This window comes from Mesorhizobium sp. WSM4815 (assembly GCF_055811575.1).
On record NZ_JBVVQS010000078.1, the window covers coordinates 1 to 12,735 of the forward strand.

At 62.1% G+C, this 12,735-nt stretch carries 15 protein-coding genes and 1 pseudogene; 12 read left to right on the top strand and 4 right to left on the bottom strand.

The window, feature by feature from the left end; all coding sequences use genetic code 11:
* Positions 1-96, top strand: a pseudogene (locus AC0L2B_RS05030) (cobalamin-binding protein); the annotation flags it as partial.
* A 129-nt stretch (positions 97-225) separates the two neighbouring features.
* On the opposite strand, the gene AC0L2B_RS05035 reads toward AC0L2B_RS05030, so the two are convergent.
* Both AC0L2B_RS05035 and AC0L2B_RS05040 read right to left on the bottom strand, forming a co-directional pair.
* Positions 226-435 carry a hypothetical protein gene (locus AC0L2B_RS05035; RefSeq protein WP_287285310.1) on the bottom strand — a complete coding sequence of 70 codons (210 nt, stop codon included), beginning with the start codon at positions 433-435 and terminating at the stop codon, positions 226-228.
* Between the two features lie 275 nt (positions 436-710).
* On the bottom strand, positions 711-851 hold the full coding sequence (locus AC0L2B_RS05040) for an entericidin A/B family lipoprotein (protein WP_036263015.1): 141 nt from the start codon (positions 849-851) through the stop codon (positions 711-713).
* Between the two features lie 64 nt (positions 852-915).
* On the opposite strand from AC0L2B_RS05040, the gene AC0L2B_RS05045 reads away from it, so the two are divergent.
* Entirely contained in the window at positions 916-1,545 is a 630-nt protein-coding gene (locus AC0L2B_RS05045) for a DUF1638 domain-containing protein (RefSeq protein WP_027154496.1), read from the top strand.
* A gap of 7 nt (positions 1,546-1,552) precedes the next feature.
* On the opposite strand, the gene AC0L2B_RS05050 is transcribed toward AC0L2B_RS05045, so the two are convergent.
* Entirely contained in the window at positions 1,553-2,476 is a 924-nt protein-coding gene (locus AC0L2B_RS05050; RefSeq protein ID WP_473744461.1) for an NAD-dependent epimerase/dehydratase family protein, read from the bottom strand.
* Positions 2,477-2,599: 123 nt separating this feature from the next.
* On the opposite strand from AC0L2B_RS05050, the gene AC0L2B_RS05055 reads away from it, so the two are divergent.
* From AC0L2B_RS05055 to AC0L2B_RS05095, 9 genes are all read left to right on the top strand, one after another.
* The gene (locus AC0L2B_RS05055; protein WP_473522028.1) at positions 2,600-3,172 is read left to right on the top strand and encodes a DUF4893 domain-containing protein; all 573 of its coding nucleotides are present in this window, start codon (positions 2,600-2,602) and stop codon (positions 3,170-3,172) included.
* 213 nt (positions 3,173-3,385) lie between these two features.
* On the top strand, positions 3,386-4,297 hold the full coding sequence (locus AC0L2B_RS05060) for a fatty acid desaturase (RefSeq protein ID WP_473744462.1): 912 nt from the start codon (positions 3,386-3,388) through the stop codon (positions 4,295-4,297).
* A 247-nt stretch (positions 4,298-4,544) separates the two neighbouring features.
* Positions 4,545-4,847 carry a virulence factor gene (locus tag AC0L2B_RS05065; protein WP_128173850.1) on the top strand — a complete coding sequence of 101 codons (303 nt, stop codon included), beginning with the start codon at positions 4,545-4,547 and terminating at the stop codon, positions 4,845-4,847.
* Positions 4,840-5,439, top strand: coding sequence for a methylenetetrahydrofolate reductase C-terminal domain-containing protein (locus AC0L2B_RS05070; protein ID WP_027154500.1), 600 nt, complete (start codon positions 4,840-4,842; stop codon positions 5,437-5,439). Before AC0L2B_RS05065 ends, AC0L2B_RS05070 begins: the two co-directional genes overlap by 8 nt.
* A complete protein-coding gene (locus tag AC0L2B_RS05075; RefSeq protein WP_027154501.1) occupies positions 5,436-6,527 on the top strand; it encodes a methylenetetrahydrofolate reductase in 1,092 nt (363 codons plus the stop codon). Before AC0L2B_RS05070 ends, AC0L2B_RS05075 begins: the two co-directional genes overlap by 4 nt.
* A gap of 78 nt (positions 6,528-6,605) precedes the next feature.
* Positions 6,606-7,580 (top strand): methyltetrahydrofolate cobalamin methyltransferase, encoded by a 975-nt coding sequence (locus AC0L2B_RS05080; protein ID WP_023798928.1) that lies wholly within the window; start codon positions 6,606-6,608, stop codon positions 7,578-7,580.
* Positions 7,531-9,660 carry an ASKHA domain-containing protein gene (locus AC0L2B_RS05085; protein WP_128167262.1) on the top strand — a complete coding sequence of 710 codons (2,130 nt, stop codon included), beginning with the start codon at positions 7,531-7,533 and terminating at the stop codon, positions 9,658-9,660. Before AC0L2B_RS05080 ends, AC0L2B_RS05085 begins: the two co-directional genes overlap by 50 nt.
* A gap of 195 nt (positions 9,661-9,855) precedes the next feature.
* Positions 9,856-10,035: a hypothetical protein gene (locus AC0L2B_RS05090; protein ID WP_473744463.1), complete on the top strand. Its 180-nt coding sequence runs from the start codon at positions 9,856-9,858 to the stop codon at positions 10,033-10,035.
* A gap of 248 nt (positions 10,036-10,283) precedes the next feature.
* On the top strand, positions 10,284-11,267 hold the full coding sequence (locus tag AC0L2B_RS05095) for an alpha/beta hydrolase (RefSeq protein ID WP_023798924.1): 984 nt from the start codon (positions 10,284-10,286) through the stop codon (positions 11,265-11,267).
* A gap of 1 nt (position 11,268) precedes the next feature.
* On the opposite strand, the gene AC0L2B_RS05100 is transcribed toward AC0L2B_RS05095, so the two are convergent.
* Positions 11,269-12,168 carry a LysR substrate-binding domain-containing protein gene (locus tag AC0L2B_RS05100; RefSeq protein WP_023798923.1) on the bottom strand — a complete coding sequence of 300 codons (900 nt, stop codon included), beginning with the start codon at positions 12,166-12,168 and terminating at the stop codon, positions 11,269-11,271.
* A 206-nt stretch (positions 12,169-12,374) separates the two neighbouring features.
* Between AC0L2B_RS05100 and AC0L2B_RS05105 the strand changes: the two genes are divergently transcribed.
* Entirely contained in the window at positions 12,375-12,563 is a 189-nt protein-coding gene (locus AC0L2B_RS05105) for a hypothetical protein (RefSeq protein WP_077383673.1), read from the top strand.
* The last annotated feature ends 172 nt before the right edge of the window (positions 12,564-12,735 follow it).

The following is a 12,735-nucleotide window of genomic DNA, read 5'->3' on the forward strand; positions in this document are numbered from 1 at the left end:
GTCGGCGCCGACGCCTATTGCCGCGACGCGGCCGTGGCAGTCGAAACCGCCAAGGATTTTATGAAGCGCAAGCACAACGTCCGCGCTTCGGCCTGAGCTGACGAGGAGAACACAAGAACATAAGTACGGAGCCCGTACTTATGCTCTTGCAGACGAGGCGCCGCGTAGCGCCGGCATGTCAAGACTTCAACAAGCAACAGCGATCCGCGCAGCGGATCGAATCGCCTATTCAGACTCTTTCGCCTCTTCCTTTTTCAGGATCGGCGTGTCGGCGGTTGTATTCGCGACGCTTGCGACTGTGGTTTGCTGATCTACGCTTGCAGCTTTGGTCTGCTGATCTACGGAAGCCGTCGTTTTGTTGTGGCCGACACATTCCGCTGCGGCGCCGGATACCGAAAGGCCCAGAGCGGCGACAACCAAGAGAGCGGTCTTCATTCTATGCTCCTAGCTTCGTTGTTGAGGTACAGGGAAAGACTACCGGCATGTCCCGCATTCGAAAAGTCAACTTTTTGTGCCTGCCGTGACGATAGGGAATTGCGGAGAGGTGGACACCCAAGCCTGCGCTTCGGCCTCATCTCCGCCAACGCGCATGGACAACAGACCGAGCCAAGCCTTGCAACGCGACTTTGTTGTTCCCAGATGTTACAATGACTTAACGCGCATCGCTTGAACTTTCTCGATAGCGATGCGCCTTGTTGATATCCGCGGGATCAGGGATTTTGGACCGTATCCTCGACCGCGTTGGCTGTCGATTTGACATCCCTGCCGACGCCGCGGACGGTGTTGGCGCAGGCCGAAAGAGCCAGGGCGCAAGCGAGGATGGCGATCGGCGCAATGCGTAGCGGTTTCATGAATGGTATCTCCCTCAACAGATAGATTCGTGGGACAGCAACGAAAATCGGTTAGACTGGTTCCATGAGCATTGCGCGAAAACTACAACCCGATCAAGGTGACAGGCTGCTTGTCATCGCCTGCGGGATGATTGCGCGCGAAGTTCTGGCCGTTAAGGAGCAGCTGGGGCTCGACCATCTCGACCTGACCTGCCTGCCGGCGGAGTTCCATTTCTACCCGGACCGCATCGCGCCTGCCATGGACAAGGCAATCGAGAAGGCCAAGGCGGACGGCTACACCAATATTTTCGTCGGCTATGCCGATTGCGGCACCGGCGGCCTGCTCGACCGCGTCTGCGAGAAGCATGGCGTCGAGCGCATGGCCGGTCCGCATTGCTTTGCCTTCTACCAGGGCATGGAAGCCTATGCGAAAATCGCCGACGACGACATGATGTCGTTCTACATGACCGATTTCCTGTGCCGGCAGTTCGATGCCTTCTTCATGAAGCCGCTCGGCCTCGACAGGCATCCGGAGCTGATCAAGGACTATTTCGGCAATTACGAGAAGCTAGTCTATATCGCCCAGACCGACGATCCGGAACTCGACAAGGTCGCCGAGAAAGCCGCGAAAATGCTCGGCCTCGCCTATGAGCGCCGTTCCACCGGCTATGGCGACCTGACGACGGAGCTGGCCAGCGCCGCGGCACACGGCTGACGTTCGATCAGGCGCGGTCTTCTTCCGCTGCAAGCGCGGCGAGCACAGCGGCAAAGCTCGTCTTGCAGACGAAGCCCAGCCTGTCCCGCGCCCGCGACGCGTCGTAGACACGGTCGATCGAGGAAAACATCGTCCAGCCTTTTCGCGCATAAAGCGCCGGAAACTCCGGAAAATAACGCGCCACGACTGGCGGCGCGTCAGCGATCAATGCCTCGCAATCATCAGGCCGGAACGGCGTTGGCGCCGAGATGATGAAGACGTCGAAGCCTAGCTGTGGAGCCTTCTCCAGCGCCGCGACATGGGCCTCGGCGGCATCTTCCACGGTCAGACGACGGAACAACAGCTCATTGGCCTTGGTGTTGGCGTCCGACTGGTCGATCGCATGCGCCATGTCGTCTGCTTCGGGAAAGAACCGGGCGGTGCGCAGCACGATCGCCGGCAGTCCGGACTGGATGTGATAGAGGCGGCAAAGATGTTCGGCCGAGAGCTTGGTTACGCCGTAGATGTTGCGCGGCTCGGGCGACATGTCTTCCGTCAGCCAGGCGGCCTTGCGCGCACCGCCGGTGAGGCCGGCGCGTATGGCTTTCGAGATCATCAGCGAGGTCGTCGACGTGAAGACGAAGCGCTGAACGCCCGATAACACCGCCGCGTCGAGCAGGTTGAGCGTGCCGCGCACATTCGTCTCGATGAAATCCTCATTGCGGTGGTGTTCGATATCAGGCTTGTGCAGTGCGCCGCTGTGGACGATCGCCTCGATGCGGTTTTCCCCGACCGTCCGCATCACCAGATCACGGTCGGCGACCGAGCCGATCACCTGCGTTGGCGCCGACGGGACCGGATCCAGCCCGATGACGTCATGGCCAAGCGCCCGCAGGCGCAGCGCGAGCGCGCTGCCCAGCCAGCCTGACGACCCCGTAAGCAAGATCCGCATCGGTGAAACCACGAGTTTTAAGCTGACTGCTGTTAAGCACGGATGACAGGCCGCCGCGAACGGGTAAGTTGTATGCCAAACGAGAAAACAGGCTGTTCCAGCTTTCGACCAGGAAACGCACCGATGATCGCACGCCTCTTGATTGCCGCAGGCGTTTTCTGCTTCGCCCTGCCCGCGCTCGCCGAAGGCGAGGTGCAGAAGCTGATCACGCCCGCCGACAAGGTGCGGCTCGACAAATATGACGAGACGCGCAAGGCAGCCCTTGATGAAGCCAGGGCCGGCGAAGCCGCCGAGGTCAAGCAACTCGACGCCTTGCTGGCAAAGCCGCTGGTCGCGTTTTCCGGCAAGGACCTGACCGGCAACTGGCAATGCCGCACCATCAAGGCCGGCGGGCTGAGCCCGCTCGTCATCTATGGCTGGTTCAAGTGCAAGGTGAGCGACGATGGTTCGGGCTGGATACTGGAAAAACTCACCGGTTCGCAGCGTACCAAGGGCCGCTTCTTCGACGACGGCGAAAAGCGCGCGATCTATCTCGGCTCCATCTTTGTCAACAACGATCCCGCAAAACCCTATGGCAGCGGCCCGCAAGGCGACCAGGTCGGCTATGCCTTTCGCAACAGCGCCAACGAATGGCGCATCGAATTCCCGGCCCCCTATTACGAATCGAAGCTCGACATCCTTGAATTCAAGCGCTGAGCCCGCTGTCCAGAGGCCGATCATCAGGGTTAACCCGACGGTCTAAACCCACGCACTAGCACTATGTCTTTGCGGGCGCCGCGCCGCGGCCTGCCTTGGAAACAATGGTACCATCCGACGATCTGGTTCCATCTCTGGACCGGCGCAAAAACCGGCGTCTGGCAACGAGCGCCGATTTACCGGACAGCGCCCTGGCGATAAGCTTGCGCCGTTATGAGCGAAATCGACCACCGCACCATCATCGCCAGCCTTTCGGTCCATGATCGTCGCGACCTCACCGCCAAACTGGACAGGCCTGGCATTGTCCGGCTGGCCGTTCACGGCGGGCTGGTTGTCGTGCTGGGTGCGCTGATCGCCGCCCGCATCCCGTTCTGGCCGGTTCTCGTGCTGCCGCAGGGGATCCTGATCGTCTTTTCCTTCACGCTGTTGCACGAGACGATCCACGAAACGGCCTTCAGGACGCCGTGGCTCAATCGCGCCATCGCCGCCGTGACCGGTTTCCTGATCCTGCTGCCGCCGGCATGGTTCCGTTATTTCCATTTCGCGCACCATCGCCACACGCACGATCCGGACAACGACCCCGAACTGATGGCTCCGAAACCGGAGACCATCGGCCAGTACGTGCGCTATCTCTCCGGAATCCCCTATTGGAGCGGCATGGCGCGCGTGATCGTTGTCAACGCCGCCGGCCGCAACCGCGACGGCTTCGTGCCGGAAAAAGGCCGCGACAAGGTGATTTCGCAAGCGCGTTGGTTCCTGTTCGTCTATGCAGTGCTGCTGGCGGCCTCGCTGGCCGTGCAGTCGGCGCTTCTGCTGTGGGTGTGGATCGTGCCGGTGCTCGTCGGCCAGCCCTTCTTGCGGGCCTATCTGTTGGCCGAGCACGCGCTCTGCCCGCATGTCGCCAACATGCTCGAAAACACCCGCACCACCTTTACCACAAGGCTGGTACGCTTCGTGGCGTGGAACATGCCTTACCACTCCGAGCACCATTCTTATCCGGCCGTTCCCTTTCACCGCCTGCCGCGTTTCCACCAAATTGTCGCCGAACATCTGCGCACGACCGAGCGAGGCTATGTCCGCTTCCACAGGAAGCTTGTCGGCAGCTTCGATCGTCGCGCCGGCTGATCAAAACCAGGCCAAGCATCGAATATTTTCGCGTTTCCGTTGCGGCTGCCAATTGCGTCGCTTTTGAATGCGCGCGCGTCGTCCCATAACAAGCAGCCCGACAGCGCTTCCGGCAATGCTCGCACTCACTACAGCGCCGCGCGTCCCATTGGACGCGCAAAGGACGCTGTAGCACTTTGAGTCGGCGCATGATCCTTTCCAAAATCGATGCCGATTTTCGGGGTCATGCGCGAGGAGTAAGAAATTCATGGCCGATCTGATCGTCGTCTACTGGCGCGACATCCCCGCCCAGGTCATCGTCAAGAAGGGCCGGCAGAACGCCAAGCGCGAACTGCCGCTGCGCTTTACCGAGGCGATCGACATGTGCGCGATGCGCACCGGCGCCGGCGGCACCGACGACTACCTTGCCGAATGGCGCAAGGCCGACCCCATGCCGGTCAGCGACGATCTTGAAGGCGAGGCGGAAAAAGCCTTTCAGGACATCGACGCGAAATACGACCGCGAGCGGCTGGTCGCTCTGGTCAAGGCGGGCGGAAAAGAAGATGTCTGAAACGACCCCGGCGATTACCCAGGCCACTCTGGTCAAGAAGGCAGCGCCGAAATCCGACTACAAGCCGGCCGACGTGTCGCCGCAGCGGCGCGTGCAGCGCTCCTTCGCTGTCAGGCTGTGGTCCGTCCGCCACTCGCGACTGCTCGAATGGTTCTACGCCAGGTTCTCCGACATGTTTTTGCTCCTCCATCCGCTGTGGAAGCGCATCGGTTACGGCCGCGTCGAAGGTCCGATCAAATTCGTCGAAAAACGCGTCAAGGGTTTTATGTTCGACTGCCGCATGTGCGGCCAGTGCGTCCTTTCTTCTACCGGCATGTCGTGCCCGATGAATTGCCCCAAGCAATTGCGCAACGGCCCTTGCGGCGGTGTGCGCGCCAACGGCAATTGCGAGGTCGAGCCTGATATGCCGTGCGTCTGGGTCAAAGCCTGGGAAGGTTCACGCAATATGGTGCATGGCGACAAGATCCTCGACGTGCAGAAGCCGGTCGACCAGTCGCTGCGCGAGACCTCGGCATGGCTGCGGGTGACCGCACAGGCCGCCGCCGCCCGCGAAGCCGCGCGCAACGTTCCAAAACCTGGGGCACCGGCATGATCGGCCGCCAGCCCGACGAGAACCCGGCCGGCATCCATCTGCCGCTCGACCCCCTGCCCGGCCACACCTCGCGCGGCCGGCTGGAGCGCGTCCTGAGGCGCGGCGAATTCGCGGTGACCACCGAGCTCAACCCGCCGGACAGCGCCGATCCGGAAGACGTCTACAACCGCGCCAAAATCTTCGACGGCTGGGTCGACGCCATCAACGCCGTCGACGCCTCGGGCGCCAACTGCCACATGTCGTCGGTCGGCATCTGTGCGTTGCTGACCCGCATGGGTTATGCCCCGATCATGCAGATCGCCTGCCGCGACAGGAACCGCATCGCCATCCAGGGCGACGTGCTGGGCGGGGCGGCGATGGGCGTCGCCAACATGCTGTGCCTGACCGGCGACGGCGTGCAGGCCGGCGACCAGCCAGGCGCCAAGCCGGTATTCGATCTCGACTGCATGTCACTGCTGGAAACCTGCCGCATCATGCGCGACAACGGCAAGTTCCTCTCCGGCCGCAAGCTGACGACGCCGCCGCAGCTTTTCCTCGGCGCGGCGATCAACCCTTTCGCGCCGCCGATCGATTTCCGCCCCTACCGGCTGGGCAAGAAAATCGCCGCCGGCGCGCAATTCGTGCAGAGCCAGTACTGCTTCGACGTGCCGATGTTCCGCACCTACATGCAGCAGGTCCGCGATCTCGGTTTTACGGAAAAATGCTTCATCCTGTGCGGGGTCGGACCGCTGGCCTCGGCCAAGACCGCCAAATGGATCCGCTCTAACGTCCCGGGCATTCATATCCCCGATTCGATCGTCAAGCGGCTGGAAGGCGCCCAGGACCAGAAGAAGGAAGGCAAGCAGCTCTGCATCGATATCATCAACGAGGTGAAAGAAATTCCCGGCGTCTGCGGCGTCCATGTGATGGCCTATCGCCAGGAGGAATATGTCGCCGAGATCGTCGATGAATCGGGCGTGCTGAAGGGGCGCCAGCCCTGGAAACGCGAAATCCGCCGCGACGATCAGCTCGTCGCCGACCGGCTCGACCACATTTTGCACGACGAGATCACCGAAACGCAGGTCGACATGGTCAAGACCGCGCATTGATGGCGCGGACGCCACCATTCGCTTGATCGAAAACAGAAACGATATAAAGAAGTCTTTATATCACGAGGGAGAGATTGCATGACCCGGACGATCGTCGCCTCGGCGACACGAGAAATCATCATCGGCTTCGACCAGCCCTTCTGCGTGATCGGTGAGCGCATCAATCCAACCGGGCGCAAGAAGCTCGCGGCCGAGATGATCGCAGGCAATTTCGATACCGTCATCAGGGACGCGCTGGAACAGGCCGCCTGCGGTGCGACCATGCTCGACGTCAATGCCGGCGTCACCTCGGTCAACCCGAACGAGACCGAACCCGGCCTGCTGGTGCAGACGCTGGAGATCGTGCAGGGGCTGGTCGACCTGCCGCTGTCGATCGACAGTTCGGTGACCGCGGCGATCGAGGCGGCGCTCAGGGTCGCCAAGGGCCGGCCGCTGGTCAACTCCGTCACCGGCGAGGAAGAAAAGCTCGAAGCCATCCTGCCGCTGGTCAAGAAATACAATGTCCCGGTGGTTGCCATCTCCAACGACGAGACAGGCATTTCGATGGATCCGGATGTGCGCTTCGCCGTCGCCAAGAAGATCGTCGAACGCTGCGCCGATTTCGGCATTCCGGCGCATGACGTGGTCGTCGACCCGCTGGTCATGCCGATCGGCGCGCTCGGCGACGCCGGCCGCCAGGTCTTTGCCCTGCTGCGCCGGCTGCGTGAAGAGCTCAAGGTAAACACCACTTGCGGCCTGTCAAACATCTCGTTCGGCCTGCCGCACCGCCACGGCATCAATGCTGCCTTCATCCCGATGGTGATCGGCGCCGGCATGACCTCGGCGATCATGAACCCGGTGCGTCCGCAAGAGATGGAAGCGGTGCGCGGCGCCAATGTGCTGAACGGCACCGACGAGAACTGCACCAACTGGATCAGGACCTACAAGGACTACAAGCCGGCCGAAGGCGGCCAGGCGATCGCGGCGCCTACGCAAGTCAATGCGCCGGGCGAAGGTAATGGCAATGGCGGTCGCCGGCGCGGGGGTCGTGAAGCCCGTATGGCCCGAGGATAAGCGCGCAATCGTGAACTCTCCTGCCAACATCACCGATCCACTCGTGCTGTTCATGCCGTCCGGCAAGCGCGGGCGGTTTCCGGTCGGCACGCCGGTGCTCGATGCCGCACGCCAGCTCGGCGTCTATGTCGAGAGCGTGTGCGGTGGACGCGCCACCTGCGGGCGCTGCCAGGTCGAGGTGCAGGAAGGCAATTTCGCCAAGCACAAGATCGTCTCTTCCAACGACCACATCTCGCCCAAGGGCGCCAAGGAGGAACGCTACGAACGCGTGCGCGGCCTTCCCGAACGGCGCCGCCTGTCCTGCTCGGCGCAGATCCTCGGCGATCTCGTCGTGGATGTGCCGCAGGACACGGTCATCAACGCCCAGACCATTCGCAAGGATGCCGACACCAGGGTCATTGCCCGCGATTCGGCAATCCACATGTGCTATGTCGAGATCGAAGAGCCCGACATGCACAATCCATCAGGCGATCTCGATCGCCTGAAGATCGCGCTGATGAAGGACTGGGGGCTCAACAGCCTCGATTTCGATTTCCATCTGCTGCCGCAGGTGCAAGTCATCCTGCGCAAAGGCAACTGGACCGCGACCGCCGCCATCCACAAGGATGCCGACAGCGAGACCGCGCGGGTCATCTCGTTGTGGCCCGGCCTCAAGAACGAGGCCTACGGGCTTGCCTGCGATATCGGCTCGACCACCATCGCCATGCATCTGGTGTCGCTGCTGTCGGGCCGCGTCGCCGCCTCGTCAGGCACGTCGAACCCGCAGATCCGCTTCGGCGAGGATCTGATGAGCCGCGTTTCCTATGTGATGATGAACCCGGACGGCCGCGAAGGCATGACGGTCGCGGTGCGCGAGGCGATCTCGGGTCTCGTCGACAAGGTTTGCGCGGAAGGCAACGTCCAGCGCAACGACATCCTGGATTGCGTCTTCGTCGGCAATCCGATCATGCACCATCTGTTCCTCGGCATCGACCCGACCGAACTCGGCGGCGCGCCCTTCGCGCTGGCTGTCTCGGGCGCCGTGCACATCAAGGCGTCGGATATCGGCCTGAAGCTCAACCAGGGCGCTAGGCTCTACATGCTGCCTTGCATCGCCGGCCATGTCGGCGCCGACGCGGCTGCGGTGACGCTGTCGGAAGGCCCGCACCGCCAGGACGAGATGATGCTGATCGTCGATGTCGGCACCAATGCCGAGATCGTGCTCGGCAATCGCCAGCGGGTCGTGGCGGCCTCCTCGCCCACCGGTCCGGCCTTCGAGGGCGCGGAAATCTCCGGCGGCCAGCGCGCTGCGCCCGGCGCCATCGAGCGCGTCCGCATCGATCCCGACACGCTGGAGCCGAAATACCGCGTCATCGGCTCGGAACTGTGGTCCGACGAGCCCGGCTTCCTCGACAGCGTCCAGGCAACCGGCGTCACCGGCATCTGCGGCTCCGGCATCATCGAGGTGGTCGCCGAGATGTACCTGGCCGGCATCATCTCCGAGGACGGCGTCGTCGACGGTGGGCTCTGCGCCCGCTCGCCGCGCGTCACCGCCAATGGCCGCACCTTCTCCTACGTGCTGAAGGAGGGTGAGCCGAGGATCACCATCACACAGACCGACGTGCGCGCCATCCAGCTCGCCAAGGCAGCACTCTATGCCGGCACCAAGCTGTTGATGGAAAAGCAGCACACCGATCATGTCGACCGCATCCACTTCGCCGGCGCCTTCGGCTCCTTCATCGATCCGAAATACGCCATGGTGCTGGGACTGATCCCCGACTGCGATCTCGACAAGGTCTCGGCCGTCGGCAACGCCGCCGGTGCCGGTGCGCGCATGGCGCTGCTCAATCGCGGCTATCGCCGCGAGATCGAGGAAACGGTGAGCCGGATCGAGAAGATCGAGACCGCGCTGGAGCCGAGATTCCAGGAGCATTTCGTCTATGCCATGGCGCTGCCGAACAAGATCGACCCGTTCCCAAAACTATCGGCGGCGGTGAAGCTGCCGCCGCGCAAGACCGTGAGCGAGGACGGCATTGCCGGCGATGCCGCCCCACGGCGTCGTTCGCGCGAAGGCCACGCCGCCCGGCGCGGCCGGGGGTAGCATCCCGCTGCTAAAAGCTGCACTCACCCTCATTCTCATTTGCATGCATATGTTTCCGGATCAGCCCAAACAGAAACAAGGCGCTGTTTTCGCGAAATTCACCCGATACACACGCGGCGCATTTAACCGGCATCGAACGGCAGGCAGGAAATAACTTTCAGCCGCCGCAGCACTCCAAGGGAGATGAAGATGTCGATGTTCGAAAGCCTCGGCCGCTTTGGTACGGCCATCAAGCATGCGCATAACAGGAACAGATCGGTCCGGGCCATGAACAGCCTGCCGCCCGAAATTCAGAAGGATATCGGCTGGCCCGTGTCGCCGCGCAACGACCCGCAGGTCACCTTCTCGGCCCTGCTTTTGGGTTCGGCGCGCTGATGACCTTCGCCGACAAATGCAAGCTGCTGGCCAAGCGCCGGAACCGTCATCCGGCTCCGGCAGCAAGCGACCGTCGGCTGCGCGCCGTACTGCTGCCCAGGCGCTGAGCGATGCTGCGCTGGCCTTGATTGCCAGCCAGATCACAGGGCCGTGTTGAGACCGCGCAAATCTTGACATTCTGGGCGAAGGCACGATCTTCGATTGCGAGGGGTTCTCTTAGTCGGCTCAGCCGAAGTCCGTGTGTCCGCATGCCCAGTATCAAAAGCCACGTCGTTTCCTTCGTGCTCAGGTATAGCCGCAAGAAAGCCTTTTCCAGCCCGGAAAACCTGCAGCGCTGGATCGCCTACGCCCGCAAGACGGAGAACCATCAGCCGCCCGCATCGCTGCATCAGCGTTTCGAGATCGCGACGCGCAGCGTGGACGGCTTTCCCGTGTACGAGATCGCGCCGAAGACCGGCGAGCGAAAGCGGATCCTCTACCTGCATGGCGGCGCCTATGTCTTTCAAATCACGTCTTATCACTGGGGACTGATCGCCGATATGGCCGACCGGCTGGGCTTCGGCATCACCGTGCCGATCTACCCCATTGCTCCCGAACACGATTTCCACGCCATGTTCGGCATGGTCGGCGAGGTCTACCGTCAGATGCTCGACGAAACGGAAGCGCAGGACATCGTCTTCATTGGCGATTCCGCCGGCGGCAACATGGCCGTGGTGCTGACCATGATGGCCGCGGAAGCCGACCTGCCATTGCCGTCGCGCCATGTGCTGATTTCGCCCGGGCTCGATCTGTCGCTCGCCAACCCCGAAGTGTTCGAGGCGGAACGCTACGATCCGTGGCTGGGAATTCCTGGCGGGCTGGAGGCAGTCCGGCTCTACAGTGCCGGCATAGATCCCAGCGACTGGCGCATCAGTCCGCTTTACGGTGACCTCTCGGTGTTGCCGAAAACGCTGCTTTTGACCGGTTCGCGCGACATGCTGACCCCCGACAATCTGATCTTCGCGCAAAAGGCCCGTGCCGCCGGTGTCGCGATAGAGGTTGTGCACGAGCAAGGCATGTTCCATGCTTGGCCGCTGATCGACATGCCAGAAGCGCGGCGCGCGCGGGACAGCATCGTGACGTTTTTAGCCAGCGACACCGAAAGCTATCATGCCAAGGCCGGCGAATTGGCACTGCAAAGGACAGGTCGTGAAGTCCCCACTCACAACCTGTCTACGCCGTCGAAGTCCTGAATCAAAACTTTCCGGTTTCTTTGAACACTTCGAAGGTCGCGCGGATGTGATCGGCAACGGCTTTCACTGGCGCGCTGGCGTCCGGCGCCACGACCATGGCCAGATTGTAGGTGCCGATATCGGGCATGCCGTCCTTCGGGCAAAGCTCGACCATGTCGCTGCCGAGGAACGATTTCGGCAGCGGCGCCACCGCGAGGTCGGACATGATTGCGGCGCGCTGGCCGGCGGTGTGCGCACTCATATAGGCGACGCGATAGTTGCGGCCCTCACGCCCAAGCGCCTCGAGCGCCCCGGCCCGCCAGGCGCAGCCCTCTTCCCACAATGACACCGGCAGCGGTTCGCGCAGATGCGCGCAGCCGCCCTTGGCGCCGGCCCAGACGATCGGTTCGGTGAGCAGCACTTCGGCGCCGAGCGCGCTGGTCTTGTATGAATTGGTGAGAAGCGTGATGTCGAGCGCCCGGTCGTCCATGCGCCGACGCAGATTGACGCTCTGGTCGATGGTCACGTCGACGGCGATCGAAGGATGCGACTGTGCAAAACGCTTCAGCACATGCGGCAGCACGCGCTCGCCATAGTCATCAGGCGAGCCGAGCCGCACCACCCCGACAATGTCGGGGATGATGAACTTCGACACCACCTCGCGGTTGATCGACAACAGCCGGCGGGCGTAGCCGAGCAGCATCTCGCCATCCGTGGTCAGCGTCACCGAGCGCGCGTCGCGCGCAAACACCGAGCGGCCGAGAATGTCCTCAAGCTTCTTGATCTGCATGGAGACGGCCGACGGCGTGCGGAAGACGGCACTGGCAGCGGTGGTGAAACTGCCGGTCTCGGCGATCGCCACGAAGGTGCGCAAGACGTCGAGATCGAGCAACGGCAACGGATGATTGAGTGGGGCGTTCATCGGGATCGACCTTCAATTTTTCTGATGCAAACTATCATTCCATTTCGTTTGATTGAACATCACTTTGGGAGGATAGTCAACTCCATCGAAGGCAGACGACGATGACACTGATCTGCAATCGACACGAAAATGAAGCCGAAACAAACCGGATGTAGCGCTTGGTCCGCCGAGCACCGGCACCCGGCCCAACCCTAAGGAGAGTTAAAATGTCCATCCTGTCATCCATCGGCCGCATCGCGACCGAATTCAGCGCGGCCCGCGCCCGCTACCAGACCGAACGCGCCATCCGCTCTCTGCCGATCGAACTGCAGAAGGATATCGGTTGGCCTGAAGCCGCCGACACCAAGACCGGCACTCGCCACGGCGTTGGATCCTGGGCTGGCGGAGCAAAATAGATCGTGTGTATTCAAAGCTGAAGGCCTGGCGCACAGACCATGTCCGGCAGGCCGTTTTATTTGCAGCCATTTTCCGAGCCATGCCGTCGTTGCATGGTGCCTATGAACAGGCCGCATAGCAGCTCAAATTTTGAACTAACGCCTTGTAAGTGATCATAAATCTGGCGGAACG